This window comes from Streptomyces sp. NPDC003393 (genome assembly GCF_053589015.1).
Map to the genome: position 1 here is coordinate 85,322 of NZ_JBSFRB010000011.1, position 23,838 is coordinate 109,159.

The 23,838-nt window shown below is 71.1% G+C and carries 22 protein-coding genes; 10 read left to right on the forward strand and 12 right to left on the reverse strand.

The genetic code is table 11. The features are described 5' to 3' along the window. Positions 1-7: 7 nt before the first annotated feature. Complete coding sequence (locus tag ACWDUZ_RS14250; protein WP_451632086.1) at positions 8-895, reverse strand: NAD-dependent protein deacetylase; 888 nt, start codon at positions 893-895, stop codon at positions 8-10. Between the two features lie 283 nt (positions 896-1,178). Then, positions 1,179-1,856, reverse strand: coding sequence for a hypothetical protein (locus ACWDUZ_RS14255; RefSeq protein ID WP_451632087.1), 678 nt, complete (start codon positions 1,854-1,856; stop codon positions 1,179-1,181). 513 nt (positions 1,857-2,369) lie between these two features. Here ACWDUZ_RS14255 and ACWDUZ_RS14260 point away from each other — a divergent pair. Further along, positions 2,370-3,011: a protein-L-isoaspartate(D-aspartate) O-methyltransferase gene (locus ACWDUZ_RS14260; protein ID WP_451632088.1), complete on the forward strand. Its 642-nt coding sequence runs from the start codon at positions 2,370-2,372 to the stop codon at positions 3,009-3,011. A gap of 112 nt (positions 3,012-3,123) precedes the next feature. On the opposite strand, the gene ACWDUZ_RS14265 is transcribed toward ACWDUZ_RS14260, so the two are convergent. Continuing rightward, on the reverse strand, positions 3,124-4,611 hold the full coding sequence (locus tag ACWDUZ_RS14265) for an MFS transporter (protein ID WP_451632089.1): 1,488 nt from the start codon (positions 4,609-4,611) through the stop codon (positions 3,124-3,126). A 230-nt stretch (positions 4,612-4,841) separates the two neighbouring features. On the opposite strand from ACWDUZ_RS14265, the gene ACWDUZ_RS14270 reads away from it, so the two are divergent. Further along, on the forward strand, positions 4,842-5,669 hold the full coding sequence (locus tag ACWDUZ_RS14270) for a class I SAM-dependent methyltransferase (protein ID WP_451632090.1): 828 nt from the start codon (positions 4,842-4,844) through the stop codon (positions 5,667-5,669). A 48-nt stretch (positions 5,670-5,717) separates the two neighbouring features. Here ACWDUZ_RS14270 and ACWDUZ_RS14275 read toward each other — a convergent pair whose 3' ends face one another. The 4 genes from ACWDUZ_RS14275 to ACWDUZ_RS14290 form a co-directional block, all read right to left on the reverse strand. Next, complete coding sequence (locus tag ACWDUZ_RS14275; RefSeq protein WP_451632091.1) at positions 5,718-6,584, reverse strand: COG4705 family protein; 867 nt, start codon at positions 6,582-6,584, stop codon at positions 5,718-5,720. 317 nt (positions 6,585-6,901) lie between these two features. Further along, positions 6,902-7,195, reverse strand: a complete 294-nt coding sequence (locus ACWDUZ_RS14280; RefSeq protein WP_451632092.1) for a hypothetical protein — start codon at positions 7,193-7,195, stop codon at positions 6,902-6,904. Between the two features lie 125 nt (positions 7,196-7,320). Next, positions 7,321-8,946: a S8 family serine peptidase gene (locus ACWDUZ_RS14285; protein WP_451632093.1), complete on the reverse strand. Its 1,626-nt coding sequence runs from the start codon at positions 8,944-8,946 to the stop codon at positions 7,321-7,323. Positions 8,947-9,245: 299 nt separating this feature from the next. Next, on the reverse strand, positions 9,246-9,695 hold the full coding sequence (locus ACWDUZ_RS14290; protein ID WP_451632094.1) for a hypothetical protein: 450 nt from the start codon (positions 9,693-9,695) through the stop codon (positions 9,246-9,248). Between the two features lie 772 nt (positions 9,696-10,467). Between ACWDUZ_RS14290 and ACWDUZ_RS14295 the strand changes: the two genes are divergently transcribed. Both ACWDUZ_RS14295 and ACWDUZ_RS14300 read left to right on the forward strand, forming a co-directional pair. Beyond that, positions 10,468-13,719 (forward strand): HAMP domain-containing protein, encoded by a 3,252-nt coding sequence (locus ACWDUZ_RS14295; protein WP_451632095.1) that lies wholly within the window; start codon positions 10,468-10,470, stop codon positions 13,717-13,719. Between the two features lie 65 nt (positions 13,720-13,784). Beyond that, positions 13,785-16,202, forward strand: coding sequence for a SpoIIE family protein phosphatase (locus ACWDUZ_RS14300; RefSeq protein ID WP_451632096.1), 2,418 nt, complete (start codon positions 13,785-13,787; stop codon positions 16,200-16,202). A gap of 216 nt (positions 16,203-16,418) precedes the next feature. On the opposite strand, the gene ACWDUZ_RS14305 is transcribed toward ACWDUZ_RS14300, so the two are convergent. Then, positions 16,419-16,742: a hypothetical protein gene (locus ACWDUZ_RS14305; protein WP_451632097.1), complete on the reverse strand. Its 324-nt coding sequence runs from the start codon at positions 16,740-16,742 to the stop codon at positions 16,419-16,421. 673 nt (positions 16,743-17,415) lie between these two features. Between ACWDUZ_RS14305 and ACWDUZ_RS14310 the strand changes: the two genes are divergently transcribed. The 3 genes from ACWDUZ_RS14310 to ACWDUZ_RS14320 are packed head-to-tail and all read left to right on the forward strand — an operon-like array spanning position 17,416 to position 18,786. Continuing rightward, on the forward strand, positions 17,416-17,733 hold the full coding sequence (locus tag ACWDUZ_RS14310; RefSeq protein ID WP_451632098.1) for a transposase: 318 nt from the start codon (positions 17,416-17,418) through the stop codon (positions 17,731-17,733). Beyond that, entirely contained in the window at positions 17,730-18,509 is a 780-nt protein-coding gene (locus ACWDUZ_RS14315; protein ID WP_451632099.1) for an IS3 family transposase, read from the forward strand. Before ACWDUZ_RS14310 ends, ACWDUZ_RS14315 begins: the two co-directional genes overlap by 4 nt. A 43-nt stretch (positions 18,510-18,552) precedes the next feature. Continuing rightward, positions 18,553-18,786 (forward strand): hypothetical protein, encoded by a 234-nt coding sequence (locus tag ACWDUZ_RS14320; protein ID WP_451632100.1) that lies wholly within the window; start codon positions 18,553-18,555, stop codon positions 18,784-18,786. Positions 18,787-18,825: 39 nt separating this feature from the next. On the opposite strand, the gene ACWDUZ_RS14325 is transcribed toward ACWDUZ_RS14320, so the two are convergent. The 4 genes from ACWDUZ_RS14325 to ACWDUZ_RS14340 form a co-directional block, all read right to left on the reverse strand. Then, a complete protein-coding gene (locus tag ACWDUZ_RS14325) occupies positions 18,826-19,176 on the reverse strand; it encodes a helix-turn-helix domain-containing protein (RefSeq protein ID WP_451632101.1) in 351 nt (116 codons plus the stop codon). 184 nt (positions 19,177-19,360) lie between these two features. Next, a complete protein-coding gene (locus tag ACWDUZ_RS14330; RefSeq protein ID WP_451632102.1) occupies positions 19,361-20,557 on the reverse strand; it encodes a BN159_2729 family protein in 1,197 nt (398 codons plus the stop codon). Further along, a complete protein-coding gene (locus tag ACWDUZ_RS14335) occupies positions 20,554-21,150 on the reverse strand; it encodes an RNA polymerase sigma factor (protein ID WP_451632103.1) in 597 nt (198 codons plus the stop codon). The genes ACWDUZ_RS14330 and ACWDUZ_RS14335 overlap by 4 nt, the downstream gene beginning before the upstream one ends. 209 nt (positions 21,151-21,359) lie before the next feature. Further along, positions 21,360-21,614 (reverse strand): helix-turn-helix domain-containing protein, encoded by a 255-nt coding sequence (locus ACWDUZ_RS14340; protein ID WP_451632170.1) that lies wholly within the window; start codon positions 21,612-21,614, stop codon positions 21,360-21,362. Between the two features lie 220 nt (positions 21,615-21,834). Between ACWDUZ_RS14340 and ACWDUZ_RS14345 the strand changes: the two genes are divergently transcribed. The 3 genes from ACWDUZ_RS14345 to ACWDUZ_RS14355 all read left to right on the forward strand — a co-directional run bounded on the left by ACWDUZ_RS14345 (position 21,835) and on the right by ACWDUZ_RS14355 (position 23,791). Continuing rightward, entirely contained in the window at positions 21,835-22,341 is a 507-nt protein-coding gene (locus tag ACWDUZ_RS14345) for a transcriptional regulator (protein WP_451632104.1), read from the forward strand. Between the two features lie 439 nt (positions 22,342-22,780). Continuing rightward, entirely contained in the window at positions 22,781-23,020 is a 240-nt protein-coding gene (locus ACWDUZ_RS14350) for a hypothetical protein (RefSeq protein WP_451632105.1), read from the forward strand. 558 nt (positions 23,021-23,578) lie between these two features. After that, on the forward strand, positions 23,579-23,791 hold the full coding sequence (locus ACWDUZ_RS14355) for a hypothetical protein (protein WP_451632106.1): 213 nt from the start codon (positions 23,579-23,581) through the stop codon (positions 23,789-23,791). Positions 23,792-23,838: the final 47 nt, after the last annotated feature.

The window sequence follows — 23,838 nt, forward strand, 5'->3', positions numbered from 1 at the left end:
GCCGACGTCAGCGGATCCCGAGACGCTCGGTCAGTTCGGTGAGCGCCTCGCCCAGCGGCAGCGCCACGTGCGCGTGCGCCATGTCGTCGCCGCGCGTCGGGCCGAGGTTGATGATGGCGACGGGCTTGCCGTCCTTCGCGGCGCGCCGCACGAACCGCAGCCCCGAGAGCACGGCCAGCGACGAACCGAGGACGAGGAGCGAGTCCGCGGCGTCGATCAGGTCGAAGCAGCGCTGCGTGCGATGCCTGGGGACGTTCTCGCCGAAGAACACGACATACGGCTTGAGCACGCCGCCGCATCGCTCGCACGGCACGACGCGGAACATGTCGACGAGGTCGTCGGGCAGCTCGATGTCGCCGTCCGGATTGACGGGCAGCCGGGCGGCGTCCTGCGCGCCGAGCAACTCCCCGTTGGCGGCGAGCAGCCGGGTGTCGAGCTCGTCGCGGGGGCCGATCGCCCCGCAGTCGAGGCAGACGACGCGGTCCAGGCTGCCGTGCAGTGCCACGGCGTCCCTCGTTCCGGCCGCCTGGTGCAGCCCGTCGACATTCTGCGTGATCACGGTGGTCACATGCCCGGAGGCACGCAGCGCCTGCACGGCGTGGTGCCCGGCGTTGGGCCGGGCGGCGGCGATGGCGCGGCGCCCGACGTAGCCGCGAGCCCAGTAACGGCGCCGGTTCGCCTCGTCCGAGACGAAGTCCTGATAGGTCATGGGGGAGTGCCGTCGGTGCCGCCCGGTCACGCCCCGGTAGTCGGGGATGCCGGACTCGGTGGAGATCCCGGCTCCGCTCAGTACGGCCACCCCGCCGGCGGCGAGTTGCCCGGCGATCTCGTCCATCCCGCCGGCGGGACGGACGCCGGTGTCGGGTACGGGACCGACGATCGGACGCATGCGCATACATGCAGCTTAGGCACTTCCGGGTGTGTGATGACCTCGGTGGGGCAGGCGGCGAGCGGCGACCAGGCCACTGGGAGCCCCCACACCCTGGGGACAATGGGGCAGTGCCGGACCCCGTGGGCCGCGCCATGAGCGGCCGGACACTGCCGGGCGGGGTCCAAGACGAGAATCCCGGCGCGATGACGGCGCGCCGGGATTCTGTGTCGGGTGTCTCTTGCAGGGCCCCGGCCCGATTACGGCGGGCCGGGGTTCTGCTCGGTGGGCTTCCTGCGGTGCGGCTGGATCAGTCGTTGCCGTTGTCGTTGTTGTCGTTGTTGTCGTTGTTGTCGTTGTTGTTGTTGCCGTTGTCGCCGCCGTGGTCACCGCCGTTGTCGCCACCGCGGCCACCGCCGTTGTCGCCACCGCGGCCGCCGCCGTAGTCGCCACCCCGGTCGCCGCCGTAGTCGTCGTCGTGGCGGTCGATGACGCGGAAGCTGCCGACCACTCCGTGCTTGACGTGGATGCCCCTCACGTCCTTGGGGAATACGCCGAAGCTGGTGCTGCGCGGGCCGACGGTGGCGATGGGGGCGCCGTTGTCGCAGGTGAGCCCGCGGAAGACCTCGATGGTCTTCTTGCTGTCGTTGCGGATGTTCAGGCTCGTGGAGCCCAGGCCGCTGACGATGACCGCGCAGCCCTGGGTGTGGGCCGAGTAGGACCGCTCGTTGATGTGGATCCAGCCCTTGTCGTAGTCCCGGCCGCCGTGGCCGCGGTCGTTGCCGCCACCGTGGTCGTTGCCCTCGTTGCCCTTGCTGTTGTTGTTGGTGTCGCCACCCATGGGTGCTTGGACGGGGGCCTGCTGGACGGCGGCGGCGGGAGCGGCCTCCGGCGCGGAGGCGGCCGAGGCGTACGTGATACCGGTCGCGGCCAGGGCCGCGGCGGCCGCGATACCCGCGGTGATCGCGTGGGTGCGGTTCATGATCATGGCACTGCTTCTCCTGTCTCCAATTCAGAGAGTCCGGCATCGGCGGCCGGTGTGATCGAACGTAATGAGGCCCTCCATAGCTGTCATTTCGGGCGGAACGGAAGCGACGAGGAGGCGGGGCCGATCGGGGTATTCCGGCGACCGCGCGCCACCGGGTGTCGCCTCAAGTCCCTCAAGGATTTGGCAGATTGACTGACAATTAGTCCTTCGAGGTGATCTCCTGACGCCTCCTCACCCGTCGCGTGGGCGGGTCGCTGCTTGACACGCAGCCCGTCGTACGCGCGGAGGGCAGCGCGTGACCGCCGGCACCCCGTGTCCGAACGGGCCCGGAGCAGCGGTGGGATCCCGCACTCGCCCTTCGCGCGGGCGCACCCCCGGAGCATGCGATTGAGCAGGCCGGCGGGGCGTCGCACAATGTCCAGGAACAGGGGAAGGAGCGTTCGGCCGGAAAGCCCTCGGCAGTGGGCCCGGCGGCGCACGCTCCCTCCGGCCGGCGCACGGAAGACAGCGGACATGACCGAAGCCGCCCCTTCGCCCGAGGAACTCGTACGGGCCGTTCGAGAGGCCGGCGTCACCGACGAGCGTCTGCTCCAGGCCGTACGAGAGACACCCCGCGCGGCGTTCGTCCCCACCGGACACCGGGCGCACGCCTACGACGACGTGCCCCTCCCCATCGGGCACGCGCAGGTGACCACACAGCCGTCGCTCTCGGCCATGATGATCGACGGCCTCGGCCTGAGCGGGGACGAGCACGTGCTGGAGATCGGCACCGGCCTCGGCTTCCAGACGGCGCTGCTCGCCCGGTCGGCCGCGGACGTCGTGACCATCGAGCTGTGGCCGGACATCGCCGAGGAGGCCCGGCGCAACCTCGCCCGGCAGGGCATCCGCAACGTCGAGCCGCGCGTCGGGGACGGCAGTGGCGGGGCGCCGGACCGCGCGCCGTACGACGGGATCATCGTGTCCGCCGCGTTCCCGGAGGTGCCCGCGCCGCTGGCCGGGCAACTGCGCCCGGGCGGACGACTGGTACAGCCCGTCGGGCCGGGTGGCCCGGACCAGGTGGTGTCCTTCCTGCGCACGGCGACGGGGCTGGAGTGCGAGCGCATCCTCACGCCCGCGCATTTCGTCCGCCTGCGGGGGCGGTACGGCTTCCCTTGAGCCCTCCGGCGGATCATGGGCGGACGCAGCCTCACGTCACGGGCCCGTGCGACGCGGGTGGCATCGGCCGACGGGAGGGTGCCCGGGCGGGCGGCCCGGGCACCCCGGAGGGTCATGCGGCGGCCGGTATCCGTTCCCGGACCAGGCAGTAGAGCACCACCGAGACGGCCATCACACCGGCCGCGGTGAAGACGCCGGGCGCCCAGCTGCCGGTGGCGTCCCGCAGCACACCGCTGACCACCGGGCTCGCCACCGCTCCGATCTCGGCGACGAGGTTGAACAGGCCGAACAGGGAACCGCGGTGCTCCTCGGCGGCCAGGTCGCCCAGCATGCTGTGCACGATGGGCTGCAATGCGTTGAAGAAGAGGCCCGAGCAGAACAGGCACAGGCCGAGCAGGAGCAGGGACGGCTCGCCCGCCAGCAGACTCGCGCCGAACGCGCCGGCCAGCAGGGTGTGGGCCGCGGCGCAGGTCACCGCGAGCGGCTTGCGGCCCTTGCCGGCGCGTACACGGCGGTCGGCGATCCAGCCCCCCACGGGGAAGCCGATGATGCCGGCGCCCGCGTTGAACGCGGCGGTGAGGGCGGCGGAGGTCAGGCTGCTGTGGGCGGCCTCGGCGACGATCTGCACCGACCAGAACGAGAAGAACCACAGGTTCCACATGACCGCTATGAAGCCGATGTAGACCAGCCACACATTGCGGTTGAGCAGGGTTGCCGCATGTCCGGCCCGTACGATGCCGCGGACCACGATCGTGATCATCGCCGCGAAGAGCACGCCCGAGCCGATCGCGGTGAGCCACTCGGACCAGCCGAAGGCGTCGGCGGCCAGGAAGAGGGCGATGATCGCCGCGGCGGCCGGGATCGAGTAGGCGATCAGCCGCCGCACGGGCGGCCCGAGCCGGAGCGGGCTGTCGCCGCGGGCCCGGAAGAAGGCCCAGGTCGCGGCCGCCACGAGCAGGGAGCAGATGCCGAACACGTACAGCGGCATGCTCCACGCCCGGCCGCCCATGCCCCAGGAACCGGCGCCCCAGTCGATGAGATGCGGTGTGGCCAGGATGCCCACGGTCAGGCCGATCGACAGACCGGACAGGACCACGCCGAGCCCCAGGGTGCGACGTGCGGGCGGGGTGTGAGTGATGATCAGCACCCGGTCGTTGGAGTAGAAGACGCCCTCGCCCAGACCGGTGAGCACCCGGGCCACCACGAACCCGATCAGTCCGCCGGCCAGCCCGGACGCCAGGGTCATCAGCCCGGCCCAGAGCAGTGAGACGATCAGCATCTCGCGGTGCCCGTAGCGGTCGCCGAGCCGCCCGCCCGCGTACTGGGTGAGCATGTAGCCGGTGAAGAACATCGACCCGATCAGGCCGCCCAGGGCCGCCGGATGCGAGGTGTCGCCGATGAACCCGGCCTTGTTCTCGATCATCCAGGCGATCACCGGGCCGGTCACCGTGCGGTCGGCGTAACTGACCAGCCAGCCGAAGAGCAGGAAGCCCCACAGATGGGTGTGGTGGCCGGAGAACAGCGACCGGCGGGCGGTGTCGGCCGACGGGCGGGCCGGCGCGGCGGTGCCGGTGCCGTCGGGCAGGGTGCGATCCGTCATTGCGTCCCCCTTGACGCGGAAGAGCCGACCGTGGAGCGAGGTCGGAAAGCGCTTGCTACAAGCTGTCGCCCGTCAAGATTGCAGCAGTGACCCCGCAGGTCAACGGTTGACTTCACGGGCGTGCGGAGATACGGGACGCGGCCGGGCAGCGTGGGGGAGGCCCGGTTGTCCGTGCTTCCTGGCCGAAATCGGTGGCGTCCCCGTGGTCGCACCGCATAGCTTGTGTGCTCATGCCCGGTGATCCGAAGACGCCGCCGAATCGACCCGGCCTCGGTCGGCTGTTCGGCGAGGTGCCGGAGCTCTACGACCGGGTCCGGCCGGGTTACCCCGACGAACGGTTCGTGGACCTCGCCGGCGTCACCGGCCTGGACCGGACGTCGTCGGTGCTGGAGGTCGGCTGCGGTACGGGCCAGGCGACGCGGTCACTGGCCGCGCTCGGGTGCCCGGTGACCTGCGTCGAGCCGAGCGCGGCGTTGGCGGCACTGGCCCGCCGGAGAACCGCCGGCCTCCGCGACGTCCGGCTCGAGACGTCGACGTTCGAGGAGTGGGACGACCGAGGCAGACGCTTCGACGTGCTCGTGGCCGCGTCTTCATGGCATTGGGTCGATCCGTCGATCGGCTGGCCGCGAGCCCATGACGTGCTGCGTGCCGGAGGCTGGATGGCGCTGCTCGGCAATGTCGTCGTCCGTCGGCCGGGAGAGCCGGAGGTGTACGCCGAGACCGCAGACCTCCATGAACACTTCAGCCCGGGGAACCAGGGCTGGGGGCATCCCCCGCTGGAGGACGACGTGCGCGCCACCGACGCGGGGTGGGGACCGGCCGAGGGCCCCGGCGGCCTGTTCGGGCCGGTGAACGTGCGCTGGTACCCGGCCGTCCAGTGGCTCGACGCGGACGGCTTCACCGACCTCCTGCGCACGACATCCCTGTACCGGGCGCTCGACCGGGACGTCCGCGAGCCCCTGCTCGAGGCCGTCGCCGAGCGCATCCGCACGCGCTTGGGCGACCGGGTACCGCGCCGCTACCTGAGCGTCCTGCGCGTCGGCCGGCGCGCCGGGTGAGCACGGGCCGCACCGCGCTCGGCAGGCCGGCCGCGTGACCCGGCCCTGCTACGGCGTGACGGCGGTGGTCCGGCGCTCCTGCGCCTGGGCGTAGGCCATCAGGCCGAGCAGGAGGGCGAGCAGGACGGCGGACGATCCAATGGTGCCGAGGTCCAGGCCGCCCTGGGCGGCCGGCTTGGTGAGGAAGTCGCCGGTGGTGGCGCCCAGCGGACGGGTGAGGACGAAGGCGATCCAGAACAGCAGCACGTTCGGGACAGCCGGCACTTTCCTGAGCACCGCGAGGACGGCGAGCATCCCGGTCACGAGCAGGGCGCCACCCGCGTAGCCGAGGCCGGAGCTGTCGGACAGGTAGTCGCCCATGGAGGTGCCGAGAGTGTTGGACACGAGGATCGCCGACCAGAACAGGGCCTCGCCCTGGAAGGTGATGATGTCGCGGATCTGGAACGTCATCCCGCTCAGCCTCCAGGCGAGGAAGACGGCCAGGAGGATCGAGAGCAGGATCGCCGCTCCCGCCGGATAACCCAGGCCGAGGCCCTGCGGGCCCCAGCCGAGTGACGTGGCCCCGTCCCGCAGGTACTTCACGCTGGCGTCGCGGTTCATGAAGTCGGACATCGTGGTGCCGGCCATGCTGGTCGACAGGATCACGGTCCAGTAGAAGAACGGGTTGTAGCGGCTCGAACGCAGCTGGACCACCAACGTCACCACGAAGATCAGGAACAGGGCGATGGTGGTGAGGAAGTAGCCCAGCTTCAGGGTCTGTGCGAAGAGGTCGCCCGCCGTCTCGCCCAGGGTGGTCGCGGCGATCTTCATGATCCAGAACGACACGGTGACCTCGGGCAGCTTCTTCATCACCGACTTGGCCGTTCTCGACGTGGCCGCCGCGTCGAGGCCGGTGAGAACCTCATGTTTCTCCACTTCACCAACTCCTGTCCGGTCGTGACGGCAGACAGGGCACCCGCTCGAGGAAGCGGATGCCCTGAGATGAACCGGCCGTCAGGTGCGGCCGGGACCGCCGACCCCGGCAGGGCGGGTCTGCGCGGCTCCTGAACCCCACTGTCCCCGCGACTCGGGCCGCACCTCGCGTTGCTTGCTCCGGGCCGGTGACGTCCTTACGGGTGATGGACACGGAGACGGCCGGGGCGCCGGCCGACCGTCCTTGGCCCAGTCCTCGGACGGAACGGCCACGAAGCGGCGACCGCACGGCCCTGCGCGGCCCCGTGCGTCACTCTTCGTCACGCGCGGTCGATGTCCGGTCGTATCTCCACCGTGAAGACGGCATCCGCGTCGGGCCCCTCCTCGCCGCGCCAGACGAGGATGCGCACGTGCTGGACGTCGGGGGCGGCGTTCGTCCGCCATTCGGCCACCAGGGCCGTGGCGACGAGCGCGGCGGCGTACCTGGCGTCCTCGTCGGGATCGTCGCTGGTGATCGTGCCGCGCCAGCGTTCGGGGTCGCGGCCGTAGGGGCGCCAGCCCTCCGAACCGTGCGGTTCGTCCACCCGGTACACCCAGTCCGTCTCGGTGCCCATACACCGATCCTGCCACCGGGCCCGCGGAGGCAGGTGGCAGGAGTGGTCGACGGGGTGGAACGCCGACGGCGGCGCCCGCACCCCCTCGGGGCGGGCGCCGCCGTGTGTCGTCAGGTCCGTACGGGCTAACCGGCCACGGACGAGGCGTAGGAATACGGAGCCGGACCGGGCTGCGCTCCGGGGGTCAGGCCGAGGGCGACGAGAGCGTCGGGCAGGCCGCGTCCGACGCGGGCCGCATCCACCGTCCCCGGCGCGGCCAGGGGCCGGCAGCTGGCCGAGATGATGTCGAACAGATGCTGGACCCGACCCGGCCCGCGGGGCAGCAACTGGCCGTGGAAATCCTCGTGGTGGGCGAGGACGAGGGCCGCGAGGCCGGCGATGTGGGCGGAGGCCGTGCCGGTGCCGTCGAGGGCCGTGTACCCGCCGTGCGGCGCGCAGGAGAGGACCGCCACGCCGGGGGCGGCCGCGTCGACCCCGGGCCCGTGGCCGCCGAACGGGGCGGCGAACAGTCCCTCCGGTGTCAACTGCGGCCCGCAGTGCGTGGCTTGGGAGGTGTCCTGCGGATAGGAGCCGTGGACGCCCAGCGCGCCCACGGCGAACACGGTCGACAGTGAGCCCGGGAAGGAGGTCGGCCCGCCGGTGTCGCCGGCCGGAGCGACGCAGGCGATACCTGCCGCGGTCGCGTCGGCGAGCTTGCGTGCGACCAGCGCCGAGGAGTACGGGGCGGTCACCGCGATGTGGGCGATGTCGACCTCTCGCTCGATGCAGTGGTCCAGGGCGGCGATCAGGTCGCTGAAACGTCCGTCGGGCAGCACCCGGCAGACCTCGATCTCGGCGTCGACCGCGATGCCGATGACGCCCTTGCCGGTGTCCGCCCCGGCGATGACGCCCGCCGCGTGGGTGCCGCTGCCCACCGTGTCGTTCTCCCAGCCGTCCTCCGTCCCGCGGACGAAGTCGGCACCCGAGCGCACCCGTTCCTTGAGATCGGGGTGCTCGGCGCTGACGCCCGAGCCGATGAGCGCGATCCTGATGCCGAAGGCGCGGAACGTGGGCGGCAGCCGGTCGAGCCGCATGGCCTGCTGGCCCCAGCCGTACTGCTGCCGCTGCTCGAGCTCCGGGTACACCTCGGCCAACGGGGTGAGGGTGACCAGGTTCTCCTTGGTCGCCGAAAGGTCGGGGCGCGGGATCCAGCGGTCCGCGTACCCGCTGACGGGACGCACGTACAGCGCCTGGACGGACCGCTCGGTCTCCGTCGCCAGTGACACGGTGACGGTGCCGTCGGCCCCGGTGACGCCCTGGCTCGGCCAGGTCGCCCCGATCAGGAACACCCCCGCACCGGCCAGCGGTTCGCCGTCCGGGCCGCTGACGCGCAGCGAGATGTCGACGGGGCGGTCCAGCGGCATGACCAGTCCCGGGTCGCGCAGCGGCAGCATGCCCGGGATCTGTGCGGTGGCCGGGACCGTCGAGGACGGCGGCGGAGTGGGGGACACGGGCAGGGTCGCGGTCAGAGGCAGATCGGGCTCGATGTGCACCGGCAGCGACTGCATCGACGGCACCTGGGCCTCGGTCACCTCGATGACCGCGATGTCCGGGCAGGAGGGGTGCACTCCCGCCGACCGTAGCTTCTCGGGCGCATTGAGTCTGCGCACCACCGTGACCTCGGGCATCCGCTCGAGCGCCTCGCACACCGCGTCCATGCCGAGTTCGGGTACCCCGGGTGGGAGCAGATGCTGCGGCAGCGGTGTCACCATGAACCGCTCCCGGCGCGGGCGCACCGCGGTCGGTGCCGGCGCGCCCTTCTCACGTGGCCCCGCTTCTTTGCCGTCGGGTCCCGGCCCACCGGCCCCCGCGCCCCCGGACCCGCTCTCGCGGTTGTTCCCGGGCCTTTCCTTGACCATTGCGTCCACCTTCACCACGGCTGTGTCGTCCTTGTGCTCCTGATCCGGTGCGGGGCGGCTCGCGCTTCCACGGTGATGCGCTGTGCCCGGGAAGGTGATGCGGTGTGCCCGGGAACCGGTCCTGGGCACACCGCATCGCGCGCCGCCGGGTGTCAGCCGATGCCGAAGGGCTGGCCGCCCATCGGGCCCATGCCGTAGCCGGGCTGCTGGTACGGCTGGCCGAACGACTGCGAGCCGTAGCCGCCACCCCACTGCTGACCGCCGTACTGGCCCTGACCCTGCTGGCTGTGCTGGAGGAGGGTCACGATCGCCGTCGGCAGCGCCTGCTGCACCGACTGCTCCACCGCGTGGCGGATGCCGGCGTGCAGCGTGTGATGCAGCGCGACGGCGAGGTACGGGTGCGCCTGGTGGGCCATGCCCTGCTGCTGCAGCTGCTGCTGGACCTGCTGGATCTGCTGCAGCGTCTGCTGCATGCGGTGTGCCACCTGCTGGCTCGCCTGCTGGCAGGCCTGCTGGATCGACTGCTGGACCACCTGCTGGATCTGCTGCTGCGGACCGCCGATCTGCGGGCCGTACTGCTGCAGGGGCTGGCTACCGGTCATGACCGACATGAATGCTCCGTTCAATGCCTGGGATGGCCGACATAAGACCTATGTCGGCTTTGTCGGAGAACTCCGACGCCCTGAAGCTAAGTTGGCCGCGCTCGCCCCGCAATCGGATGGCCGCCTCCGCGGGCGACGGACGAGCCTGCGACCTGCCAGGAGACGGGGTCCGCCCGCCCGGGACACGCCGCCGGTCGGGTGAATCCGGCCCGGCGGCTGCGGCGTGGTGCAAGGGCTGCGCCGCATCGCGTCCGGCGCCGCCCTTTCCGGGACGGCGGGGGTGCCATCGTGGTGAATGAGGAGAGCGGAGCCGCTCGGCGGCGATGCGAGGTGACGGACGCCGCGCCCCGGTGCGGTCCGCGCAGGCGGTGGTGGCCGCACCGGGGCCGGGACGCGGAGCGGGTGGGTGCGGGGGTGCGCGGCCGCCGGGGCGCTGGGCCGAAGCACGGCCCACCCGACCGGCGGTCCGCCGTTCGAGGCCGCCGAGTCGACGCCCTCGCCCGGCCCCCTGCTACGACGCCGTTCCGCCGACGGCCGGAAGCCTGCGGCCGGGCGCCGGTTGGTCCCGCCGGAGCCCGGCGACCGATCCGGCGCGCGACGCACGGCGGCCGTCGACCTGCTTCGACGGCCCGGAGCGTGCTGTGCTGCTCCGTGCCGTCGGCGGCACACTGGAGAGAAGGCGCGGCCGGCACGGCAGTCTCTGCGCCGAGGGCCGGCGCCTGCGAGCAGCCTCCGGACCGGCCGGTGGCGCACCAGTACGGCGGGAGCGGAGATGGCTGAGGCTTCCCGAGCGGCCGCGCGGGACGGATCGGCGAGCGTGGCCTGCCAGACGGACGAGGCCGGGTTGCACCGCCTGCTCGCCGGTCTCACCGCGGTCCGCGACGGCGACTTCCGCACCCGGATCCCCGAGGACGGCGACGGGCTGCTCGGCGAGATCGCCACCGTCTTCAACGGCATGCTGGAGCAGCTGTCACGGTTCACCTCCGAGGTGACCCGGGTGGCTCGCGAGGTCGGCAGCGAGGGCCGCCTCGGCGGTCAGGCCCAGGTGCCCGACGTGCCGGGTTCGTGGATGGACCTCACCGAGTCCGTGAACGCCATGGCGGGCAACCTCACCACCCAGGTGCGCAACATCGCCCAGGTGGCGACCGCCGTGGCACAGGGCGACCTCTCGCAGAAGATCACCGTGGACGCCCGCGGGGAGATCCTCGAGCTCAAGGAGACCATCAACACGATGGTCGACCGGCTGTCGGTGGTCGCCGACGAGGTCACCCGGGTGGCCCGCGAAGTGGGCACCGAGGGCAACCTCGGCGGCCAGGCCACCGTCCGCGGAGTCTCCGGCACCTGGAAGGACCTCACCGACAGCGTCAACGTCATGGCGTACAACCTCACCGACCAGGTGCGTTCCATCGCGCAGGTGGCGACCGCCGTCGCCCGGGGCGACCTCTCCCAGAAGATCGGCGTCGAGGCGCAGGGGGAGGTCGCGGCTCTCGCCGGAGTGATCAACACCATGGTCGACACCCTGTCCGCGTTCGCCGGCGAAGTGACCAGGGTGGCCTGCGAGGTGGGCACCGAGGGCATCCTCGGCGGACAGGCCCGGGTGCCTCATGTGGCCGGCACCTGGAAGGACCTCACCGACAGCGTCAACTCCATGGCGAACAACCTGACCGGGCAGGTCCGCAACATCGCCCAGGTCACCACCGCCGTCGCCGAGGGCGACCTCACCCGCAGGATCGACGTGGACGCCCGCGGCGAGATCCTGGAACTCAAGACCACCATCAACACCATGGTCGACCAGCTGTCCTCGTTCGCCGCGGAGGTGACGCGGGTGGCCCGTGAGGTCGGCAGCGAGGGCCGCCTCGGTGGGCAGGCCGAGGTGGAGGGCGTCTCCGGCACCTGGAAGCGGCTCACCGAGAACGTCAACGAGCTGGCCGGCAACCTCACCCGGCAGGTCCGCGCCATCGCCGAGGTCACCAGTGCCGTCGCCGAGGGCGACCTCACCCGCTCCATCACCGTGGACGCCTCCGGTGAGGTCGCCGAACTGAAGGACAACATCAACGCCATGGTGAAGTCCCTGCGGCAGACCACCCGGGCCAACCAGGAGCAGGACTGGCTCAAGACCAACCTGGCCCGGATCTCCCGGCAGGTACAGGGCCGCCGCGAACTCGACGACGTCGCCAGGCTCGTCATGGACGAGCTGGTGCCGTTGGTCTCCGCGCAGTACGGAGCGTTCTTCCTCTCCGAGGGCACCCACGACGGGGTGCGGCTGTGCCTCATCGACTCCTACGGACGCCCCGAGAACTCCACTCGCCCCACGCGGTTCCGGCTCGGCGAGTCACTGGTCGGCCAGGCCGCCCGCAGCCGGCGCGCCATCGCGGTGGACGACGTCCCGGCCGACTACGTCATCGTCTCCTCCGGCCTCGGCAGCGCGGCCCCCGCCAGCCTCATCGTGCTGCCCGTCACCGCGGAGGAGCAGGTGCTCGGCGTCATCGAGCTGGCCTCCACCGGCCGGTTCACCTCCTTGCACCGGGACTTCCTCGACCAGCTGATGGAGATCATCGGGGTCCACGTCAACACCATCATCGCCAACGCCCGCACCGATGAGCTCCTGGGCGAGTCCCGGCGCCTGGCCGGCGAGCTCCAGGCGCGATCGGAGGAGCTCCAGGCCCGCCAGGAGGAACTGCAGCGCTCCAACGCCGAGCTGGAGGACAAGGCCGCGCTGCTGGCCAGCCAGAACCGGGACATCGAGACGAAGAACCTGGAGATCGAGCAGGCACGGCAGGAACTCGAGGACCGGGCACGCGAGCTCGCCCGCGCCTCCAAGTACAAGTCGGAGTTCCTGGCCAACATGAGCCACGAACTGCGCACCCCGCTCAACAGCCTGCTCATCCTCGCCCAGTTGCTCGCCCAGAACCCCCGCCACAACCTCACCCCGAAGCAGGTGGAGTACGCGGAGGTCATCCACTCCGCCGGATCCGACCTGCTCCAGCTGATCAACGACATCCTCGACCTGTCCAAGGTGGAGGCCGGGAAGATGGACATCAGCCCCGAGCGCTTCCGCCTGCCCCGGCTGCTGGACTACCTGGAGACGACCTTCCGCCCCCTGGCCGCCCAGAAGGGGCTGGAGTTCCACGTCGTCACGGCCGGTGGCGTCGCCGACGACCTGGTCACCGACGAGTCCCGGCTGCGCCAGGTGCTGCGCAATCTGCTCTCCAACGCGGTGAAGTTCACCGAGGCGGGCCGGGTCGAACTGCGGATCGAACCAGCCGACAGCGCCGACGCCGATCTGCCCGACTCCGTCCGCCACAGCGGCCCGGCCCTGGCCTTCCGGGTCAGCGACACCGGCATCGGCATCCCGGACCAGCACCTGGAGAGCATCTTCGGCGCCTTCCAGCAGGCCGACGGCACCAGCAGCCGGAAGTACGGAGGAACCGGACTGGGCCTGTACATCTGCCGTGAGATCGCCTACCTGCTGGGCGGCTCCATCCACGCCCACAGCGTCCAGGGCGAGGGCAGCTGCTTCACCCTGTACCTGCCGACCGTGCACCCCGCGGTACAGGGCGCCCTCCACCTCACCGCCGGACCCCCCGCCGAGGGCACGTCGGCCCCCGCGCCGGACGCCGGTCCGGAGCCCGCCGCCGAGGAGGCCGATCCGCTGGCCGGCCGCACCGTACTGGTCATCGACGACGACGCCCGGAACGTCTTCGCCGTCACGGGCATCCTGGAGCTGCACGGCATGCGGGTCCTGCACGCGGAGAACGGCCGCGAGGGTGTGGACACCGCGGCCGACGCGGACGTCGACCTGATCCTGATGGACGTGATGATGCCGGAGATGGACGGCTACGCCGCCACCGCGGCGATCCGGGCCCTGCCCGGACCCCGCCGGGTGCCGATCATCGCCGTCACCGCCAAGGCCATGTCCGGCGACCGGGAGAAGTGCCTGGCCGCCGGGGCCGACGACTACGTGCCCAAGCCCGTCGACGCCCAGCAGCTGCTCCACTGCATGCGGCGCCGGCTGGACCTGTGATGTGCTGGTGAGGGGTACGCGGCGAGCGGTCGCCCGGTGCGTACCCGGCCGAGGAGCAGAGTCCCATGGCGGAGCAGCGGCACGAGCCCGAGCGGCAGCGGACTCCCACCGGACCCGCCGCGCCTCGCGCGGGGCGCGGTGACACAGGTGTGGCCAGGCTGGCGGCCACCGTCCAGCGGCTGAGCGCCGAGAACCGTGTCCTGCGGCAGGAGAACGAGGCCAGGGTGCTGGTGGAACTCGCCCAGGGCGTCCTGGTGGAAAAGCTCACCTGTGCTCCCGCCGAAGCCGCGCGGCAGCTGCGACAACTCGCGTCCGACGCCCGGACGCCCCTGCCCGAACTGGCCGCCGACATCGTCGGCGAGGCCGCCTCGGACACCATCGCCTGCGCCGCCGCGGAGGTCCACGACGCCCGGACCGCGACCGGCACCGGCCGGACGGCGCAGGAAACCGCGAAGCCCCGGAGCCAGGGGACCGCCTTGCGGCTGCGGACGACGGAGGCCGCGGCCATCCTGGCCGGTGACGACACCCAGACCCTCGCCCGTGCCCTCCTCGACCGGGCCCTCAGGCCACTCGGCGCCACTGCCGACGCCGTCTGGTCGGCCGCCCCCGACAGCTCGCTCACGCTCGCCGGAGAGGCCGGGTTCGGCCCCGCCGAGGCCGCCCGCTGGCGCTACGTCCCGCCCGGGGTCGGCACCCTGGCCCAGCGTGCCGTCGCCGAGGACCGCACCCTGTGGACCACCGAGTCCGGCGGCGCGCCGCCCCCCACCCTGGGCGGCGGCAGCGGCGGCACCCGAACCGTCGTGCCCGCCCGGGACGGCGGTCGGCCGGTGGGCGTCCTGGAGATCCACTGGCCCGGTCCCACCGGTCCCGGCACCCACCCGGCACTGGCCCGGCAGCTGGACGCCCTGGCGCAGCTGTGCGCCCTGTCGCTCTCCGGCCGCGACGTGGAGCCGGGCAGCCCGCCCGACGGGACGGCCGGCTGCCTCGTCGCCCTGCTCGACGGCGTACTGGACTCCGCAGCCCTGCTGCGACCGCTGCGGGACCACGACGGCCGGATCACCGACTTCGTCATCGAGCACACCAACGCGCGCTTCACCGACCCCGCCGGCCGTCCCCCCGGCTCGCTGACCGGGCTGCCGCTGCTGGAGGCATACCCCCTGTTCGCCGCGGACGGCGGACTGTTCGAGCGGATCAAGCGGGTGCACGACACCGGGATCCCCCACCGTGACCAGAGCACGGTGCTCACCTTCCCCGGCAGCCCCGCGCCACCGCCCGTGGTCGCCGCCGTGGGGCTGGCCCGCTTCGGCGACGTGGTGCTGCTCAGCTGGCGGCTCCCGGACGGCGACGCCCGACGCACCGGCCTGCTCCGGCACGCCCAGCAGGTCAGCGGGATCGGCGCCTTCGAGGAGAACCTGACCACCGGTGAGATCACCTGGACCGAGCAGTTGTCCACCCTGTACGGGCTGCCTCCGGGCACCGCCCCGGTGGCTCTGCACCAGCTCCCCGGACATGCGCACCCGGACGACGCCGCCGCCGTGAGGCGCTTTCTGCGCGCCGTGCTGCACCAGCGGGAGGAGAGTGCGGTGACCTTCCGGCTGCGGCGCGCCGACGGGGTGGTCCGCCACCTGCGCGTCGTCGCCGAACCCGTCTGCGACACCTCCGGGCTCCTGGTCGCGGTACGCGGCGCCTACCAGGACATCTCCCGTCTTTCCTGGACCGAGGTCGCACTGGCCGCCACGCGGGACCGACTGGCCAGCGCCGAGGAGCAGGCCGCGGAGCGGCACCGCCTGGCCCGGCAGCTCCAGCGGGCCATCATGCCTCCGGCGGTGCAGCCGGTCTCCAGGGCGGGCCTGCGGGTCGCCGTGCGCTACCGTCCGGCGGAGGAGGACCAGCGGGTGGGCGGTGACTGGTACGACGCCGTCGTCCTGCCCGACGACCGGGTGCTGCTCACGGTCGGTGACATCGCCGGCCACGGTATCGCGGGTGCGACGGGCATGGTCGTCCTGCGCAACGCCCTGCGCGGCCTGGCCATCACCGGCGCGGGCCCGGGCCGGCTGCTCTCCTGGCTGAACACCGTCGCCTGCTGCCTCACCGAGCAGGTCACCGCGACCGTCGTCTGCGGCTTGTTCGATCCCGCCGCCCGCACCCTGTGCTGGGCCAACGCGGGACACATGCCCCCGGTCCTGGCCCGCCGGGGGCGGGCCGAAGCCCTCACACCGCCCGACGGACTGCTGCTCGGCGCCGTCGGCGAGGCCGCGTACGAGGAGACGCAGCACGAACTGCGGTCGCAGGACATCCTGCTCATGTACACCGACGGCCTGATCGAGCGCCGCGACGGGAACATCGACCAGGGGCTGCGCACGCTGCTCACCGCCGCAGGCCGCCCGGTGGACAGCCTGGAGAACTATCTGGACCATCTGCTGACCTGCGACATCGCCGACACGGACGACGACGTCTGTCTGGTGGCCGCCCAGCCGACCTGACCGCGACGATCACCGGTTCGCGCGTGCGGGCACGAGGCCGCCGTGGATCCGGACAGCGAGTCGACCGAGGAGCAGGTGCTCAGGCGGTCGCGGGCCGGCCTCGTCGGCCGGTCAGCGGGCGGGGCATGTCCGTCGCGCCGGGCATACCGGGCGGCGGCAGGCATGACGAGGCCGCCCGCGGTCAGGGTCCGACGGGCGGCCTCGTCTGTCATGGGGTCAGCGGCGCCAGTACAGGACGCAGTCCCGGTGGTTGTGGTTGCCGTACCGGTTCCAGTCCCAGCTGTGGTAGCGGCAGTTGACGCGGTGGCCGTACCGCCAGTAGTCGTTGCGGTTGTTGGTGCAGTACCTCCGCAGGTCCGCGGTGCGGTGATGGGTGTAGGCACGATGGCTGGAGGCGTGGGCGTGCGTGCCGAGGTGGACGGCGGGCGCCACCGTCTGCACCGTCGGCAGCGGGGCGGCGGCTGCCTCCATGGAGAGGGGGGCCATGACAGCGCCGGCCGCCAGGAGCGTACCTACTGCTGCCTTAGCAATGGTCTTCACCTGAACTCCTTTCGAACATCAGGGCCGGTTTTGCCCTGGTGCGGAACGTGACGCTACATCACATTTCCCCGCATTCCGGGCCCGGAAGTGAGTCACCGTCAATGCCGGGGGCCATGTGCGAGATACGGAAAACCGCAGCTCAGAGGGTGTTGTCGGCGATGTCTCACGGGAATGTGGGCGGCTCCATGAGTTCTGCATCCGACCAGGTGAATTGACGGTCGGCCGGGAGCATTTGCGCGTGGGTGCAATTGCGGGTCCGACGGTGTTAATGAATTCTCTCAAAATGCCCCGCGCTTTTTGGAGTGCCGCGGTGAGAAAGTGCGCTGTGACCTTGGGGGAGAGAGTGAGCAGTCGCGTTCGCGCCGCTCCGGTCGGTGTGGAGCGCCGTTCTCGGGGGAGGGGGCGTGCCCGGCGGGCCGCGGTGGCGTGGTGTCGGACCGGTCGCGTGTCGGCCTGTGCCGGAGGCCGGGATATGCCGTGTGCGGATGGCCCCTCGGGTCGGCCGGCGAGGGGAACGAGTGCACGCTTCTGAACGAATGTCGGAAATGCATTGTTTGCGGTGACGGTTCCTTTTCGGCTACTGTCCAGGATCTCTGGACGATCCGTCCGGAGACGCTGAACAGCGAGGTCGGCGCGGTGTCTTCCGTCCGTCACCCGGGACAGGCGCGGACGGATGGGACAGCGCACGTCTCCGTACGTCCTTTCGGCACTGTTCGTGAACGAGTGGGATCCGGTGAGCAGTTCGTATCCGGCGGCACTTCGTGTGCGTGCCGAGCAAATGGTCGGTGACGGGTATGCGGTCCAGGAGGTGGCGCGGCAACTGGGTGTCTCCGCGCAGACGGTGTACCGCTGGCGGCGCGTGCGTACCTCCGGATCGGAACTGGCGCGGGCCCGTGCCCGTATCGGTGAGTTGGAGGAGGAGCTTGATCTGCTGCGGGAGGCGATCGCCGTGATGAAGCAGGTGGTGCCCCCAAAAGGCGGTACGAGGTGATCTCCGGCGTGGTGGCACGGGGCTTTCCGGCCCGCAGGGCCGTGGCGCTGCTGGACGTGTCGGAGTCCGGGTACTACGCCTGGCGGGCACGTACTCCCTCCGCGCGGGAACTGCGCCGGGCCTGGCTGACCGAGGTGATCGCCGACATCCACCGGGAATCCGGCGGTGCGTTCGGATACCGCCGGATCGGGCAGCGACTGCTGTGCCGTTACGGCATCAACGTCAGCCACGCGACCGTGGAGACGCTGATGAAGCGAGCCGGGATCCGGGGCAGGACAGGACGGCTGCACGCACCGGACCGGCATCCGGGAGCCCGTACCCCGGGAGACCACTGGCTCGTGGACGTGGTGGCCTTCACCCCGCTCCGGGGTGCCTTGTACTCCGCGGTGGTCCTGGACGCCGCCTCGCGCGACCTGATCGGCTGGAGCACCGCGGAATCAGCGGACGCGGTACTCGTGCACCGGGCCGTCATGGCCGCGATCCCCCGCGTCGCCGGCGCGGAAAAGGGCGAGGGGAGCGACGAGGCCGACGGGCTGGACGGAGCCGGCCGGTACGCCCAACGCACCCCCGAGGCCTGTTTTTTCACCGATCGCGCCCGTGCGCTGGGTTGCGTGCCCGCGTGCGGAGCAGCGGGCAACTGGTACGACCACGCCGTCGTGAACGCATTCTGGGACAGCGCCCACCGTGAACTCGGCGACCTGTCGGACCGGTTGGACGCGCAGACCCTCGAAGACCGGCTCGGCAGGGTCTTCGACCGCTTCGCCCGGCCGGCGTGAGCCGCCGGCCGGCACAGGTTCGACCACTTCACAGGGGGATCGATTGGATACCACGTCATCACCGTCCGCCGACGGAGTCGGTCTCCACAGCGGACCGCACGCCTCCACCACCCAGGCCCACCGGGTGTGTCTCTACGGCGTGCTGGACTCGGTGCGGCGGCCGCTGGACGCCGCTGACGTGCAGGCTGTCTTCCGGCTGGCCGAACTCGACTGCGTCACCGTGCAGACGGTCATCGACTGGATCAACGCGGCGCGGATGCTTCCGCGTCCGCTGTGACGGTGGAGGTACCCGCACGCCCGAAGCTCTCGCGCGCCCCTATCGGGTCTGGCCGGCGCGCAGCAGCGACTCGACGAGGACGGCCACGTGCCGACGGTCGGTCGGGCTGAGTTTGTGGACGCTGGCGATGAGGATGGCCACTTCGGGGTCCGCGGCCTCGGTCGCGTCGTGGAGGTAGAGATTGACGCCGGCCGCTTCGGCGGCGGCCCGCTGCACCGGCGGGAGGGGGATGCCCAGGCCCTTGGCCAGGCCTTCCAGGGTGGTCTGTTGGGGCATCTGTGCCAGTCGCGCGGCGGTGGCCAGGTGGTGGACCGTTGACCGGGAGATGCCGCCGCGGCGCGCCACATCGCTGTAGGACCAGCCGTTCTGGTCCAGCTTGTGTTTGATCATTTCCTGTAGTGTGTTGGGCACGCCGGTTCTTCCTGTGCAGAAGCAGTCACCGCCTGTCATGGAGTCTAACGGCGCTGCCGCCGGGACGTTCTGCACCTTTTCCCGTCAGGGACCGTGCGCTACTCTGCCCTCCGGCTGTGCCCGGTGTGGGGGCGTGGGGGGTGTCTCGTGGCGTGCTGGGTGTTCAGTTGCCGTCCACCGGATCCCGGTCCGCGGGGGACGGGCCGGGGATGAGCGGCCCGTTGGCGTCGACGACCGACGTCAGGGGATAGGGCGGGCTGCCGGTGCCGTGGAGGGTGAGCAGGGGAGTGTCGTCCTCCTGACGCCGGCCCTGGTAGTGCCATGTCTGACCGTGACGGTCGGTGTGCGGCAGCGCGAGGTCGTAGACGCGGCCGGCCAGACAGTAGGGTTCGGCGGCCTTTCGGGTCGCTTCCTCCAGCAGGCGCGGTACGGCGTCCGCGATGAGGCGGATCTCCACGCCGTCCAGGTGGCCGGTGGCGAGCTGGGCCCCTTCGGCACGGTGGGTGGGTGCGTTCACGGGTGCGCCGATCGCGGCCAGCCAGTACTCCCAGTCGGCCAGTGACAGTGCCTGGACGTGGACGGTGACGCGTTCGTGCTCCGCGGCGATCCGGGTGACGTCGAGGCGGCCCGCGTGTTCGGCCCGCAGCCTGGCCGCCGTCCGGACGGCCGGCGACTGCGCCTGCTCCTCGTGGACCGACTGCCGCTCCCGCGCCTCGTCGTCCGTTCGCTGCACCTGTTCCGCAGGGCTCGCCGCCTGCGGCTCCCGCGTCTCGACGGCCGTTCGCTGCACCTGTTCCGCAGGGCTTGCCGCCTGCGGCTCCCGCGCCTCGTCGGTCACCCGCTGCACGTGTTCGTCAGGGCTCGCCTGCTGCCCGAGGTCGTCCTGGCCGTCGGGGTCCATGACGCTCTCGTGAGTGCTGCGCGCTTCGTCCGTGTCGCCGGCGGTGCCGTACGCGGCTGCCCGGGCGCGAGCCGGGGCGGTGGCCGTGGCGTCGTCGCGGTCGGGCATGTGCGGGCTGTTGTAGGGGGCGTACAGGAGGTGCAGTGGGTGGGAGGCGTCCAGGGTGCTGGGCGGGACCTGGCTGGTGGGGGGTGTGGTGATCGCTTCCCACAGGGCGGCGGGCGTCTGCGGTGCCGGGCGCGTCGCGGTGTCGGTGGCCTGCGCGGCACCGGTGGGGGTCCGCGGCGGGGTCTGCCGAGTGTCGTGCTCTTCCCGCGGGTGCCTGAGGGCTTCGGCGCCGCCGATCTCGACCAGGCGGCCCTGCGCGTTCAGGTCGGCGATGAAGGCGCGGGCGACTTCGCCGAGCCGGTTCATCAGTTCCTGCTCGATGTCCGTGTTCTTGCCGAAAGTGGGGTTCATGCGGCGGCTCCCGCGTAGGCCTTGCGCAGGGAGCCGAGGGCGCGCCATTGCAGTGTCTTGACGGCGGCGTCGGTGGTGCCCAGGGTGCGGGCGGTCTCGCTGACGGACATCCCGCCGAGGAACCGCAGCCGGATCACGGCCTGTTGGCGGGGTGTGATCTCGGACAGGGCGTTGTGCAGGTCGTCGAGGGCGAGCGAGGACAGGACGGTGTCCTCGGGGTTGCTCACCAGCGGTGCCCAGGCGTCCGTGAGCAGGGTGATGTGGTCGACGAAGGTGAGGTGGCGTGCCGCGGCGGTCTTGAAGTGGTCGGCGACCACATTGCGCGCGATCGTGCACAGCCATGCCCGGATGGACTTGCCGGTCCAGGTGAACGTGGCGATCTTGGCCCATGCCTTCATGAAGACGTCCGCGGTGAGGTCTTCGGCCAGGGCGGGGTTGGATCTGACACGCTGGCCGATGAGCGTGGCGATCAGTCCGTAGTGCCTGCGGTACAACTCGGCGAACGCCTCGCGATCGCCTTGCTGGGCCCGGATGATGAGTGCTTCTTCCCCCGTGGTGCCGCCGTCCGGGGCCGGGTCAACCTGAGTGGTCAAGGGTGCTCCTGATCGTGGGTGTACGGGATGGTTCGGGTGGGTACCGTCGGTGCGACGCCTCCTTGCCCGCGGGCCACCGGTGACCTGACGGTGGGCCGGAGCCGGTTGACGTCGTAGCTGGTGCGCCCGCCCTGGCGGGCCGCCGGACGGGTTCGCACCGGCGCTGCGGGCCGGCCGAGCCGACCGCGCCGCGGGCGGTGCCCGTCGGGTCAGGGCGCGTGGTGCTGCTGTGGAAGGCCGCTGCGCCGGAGCGTCTTTATGTCGTCGTAGACGAGCGCGTCGAGTCGCACGCGGTAGGCGTCGCGCAGGGTCCACAGCGTCGCCAGGCTGGGCTGTTTGGTTCCGGCCGCCAGCCGGTGGAGTGTGGATCTGCTGATGCCGGTGCGCTGCGCCATGTCGGCGACACTCCGGTCACCGAGCTCCCCGGCCTTTGCCAGGAGCGTGGCCATGTGGAGGCGGAGCATGGTCAAGGGACCCCCTCAGCAACGTGCAGCCGTGTGGCTAACCCACACGCGTGCAACATATGCAAGTTGCCGGGCATAAGTGACGCAAGGGTATTTTGATTCGCACACAGATACGAGATTCGCAATGTGGCCTGCAGAAATGCCGATCTAGGTTGTGACCTGCAAAGGTGCACGCGTGCAACTGGCGTGTGCCATCATGCCTTCGCGCTACTCTCCGGGCATGCGGAGTGCGGAAGATTCCCCCCACGAGAGCCGGCCGGACCGGCAGGCCCAGGCGCGGCGGGTCGGCGCGTATCTCACCGACGCGGCGACAGCCGCCGGATATGACGTTCGCCCCCGGCAGGGCGGCCGCGCGCAACTGGCGACCGCCACCGGTCTGAGCCTGACCACGATCAGCCGGACACTGGACGGCAAAACCCTGCCGCTGCCCTCGCAATTGACGACCTGGGCAACGGTTCTCAACCTCGATCACCGCCGGATTCTGGTGGAGAGCGGCCTCATTCCAGATCTCATTCCAGAACAGCGCGGACCCCAACAACCACGACGGGAGGCCAAGGCGACCGGCTCGCGGGCGCTGTCTCCGGAGGAGGCCATGACAGCTTGGGGCATCACCGACCCCATCATCCGCAGGACCTTGAACGGCAGCATCGTTCACGCGATCGAACTCCAGGAGGAAATCGACGCCGCAGAGACCCGGGGTCCCTTGCCGGCGAGCAGGCACATCTGACGCGCGGACGCGGATGATCCCGCCTTTCGCGCAGGCACTCTTTTCGCGGATCTTCGAATGCCGTCCGGTCGTTCCCGGCGTGAAGTCACCGTCCCGACACGGGGCGTCGTCGCCCGGCTGACCTGGCACGGCGAACTGTCCCGGCCGTACGGCCCGTGTCATCGGGGCGTGCGGCCGGCGGCCGTCGGTCCTCTGCCAACTCACCGTTCCGGGTATTCGAGCATGTGCGCGCTGGCCGGGTGCACCCACTCGACTGTGGCTCTCCCGCTAAGCTCGGCGGAATCTTCTCGAAATGCGGTGACCGCAGCGCGGTTCGCGATCTCGGGGAGAGCGGAGCAGCCGGAACAGCCGGAGAATCCTCCTGCCGTGCCAGGATCCAAGCCTTGAAAAGGCCATCTGGCGAGAGGGGTAGCAGGTGCTTGTCGTCCAAGGGGCCCCCGTGACCGCTGTCGTGCGCAGCAGCACCGGCGAGGCGGTGGTTCTGCTTTCCTCGGACGCGCTCCGGCGGGTGCCGGAGGCGACGTTGGCCGACATGTTCAGGGCCGCCGCCGCCGTACTCAGTGCCGCGGAACTCCAGGCCGTCCACAAGGCCGTTCCGGAACTCGGCACCTCTCTGCCCGATTTCCATGTCCGTGTCGACGGCAGCCTGGTGGTGGCCTACCGGTTCGCCGTCGGCTGACGATCCGGACCGCGGCCGACGGAACGGCAATCATTCCCCCCTCGCTTTTGCGTTCCCCGACGCTGTCGCCGTGCCGTGCGACGGCTGGGAAATCCCGGGGAGAACCGGCGCGGGCGGACCGAGAACCCGGCTTCCATGACGCCCCGCCGAAACAGTCGTCGCTGGTGAGAGCGGGTTCCTGGACAGCCGTACGACTTTGAACGAATGTCGCAATTGGATCATTTGCGTTTTTCCTTCCCGTTCGGCTACTGTCCGGGGCCTCCGGACGAACTGTCCGGAGATTTTGGACGGCGGACGGTTCTCCCCCCATACCGCCGTTCCCGACTCCGCGGCCGGGTTTCCGCATGACCCGGCCGCGGAGGAAGGGATTTCGGTGCCGTCCGCTTCCTGACGGCGTGCTGACGGCAGACGGATCGCTGCTCACGCACTGTCAGCCGGAATCGCGCCGGCAGGTGCGAAACGAGGCCCTGAGAGCGGCTCGGCGGACGCGTTCGGTCCGCGACTCACCGGCACTCGTCCTGCTCACACACCCATTGAATGGAATGGAAGGAGATTTTCATGAACATGGACCAGCTCGAGGCGGAGACCGCGGAACTGCTGCCGGGCCGTGAGGCGCTGGGCAAGTTCTCGTTCAACTTCGCCAAGTGGTCCACCGTCACGAAGAAGGTCGCGCACGTGGACGCGCACAACGAATCGGCCGCGCTGAACCAGTGCTCGCCGTACGCCGTCGCGCAGTCCGAGGCCGTGCAGTCCATCAGCGTGCAGCAGTAACGGCCCGAGCCGGGCAGGGGCCGGGTTGCACCAAGTCCCCGGCCCCA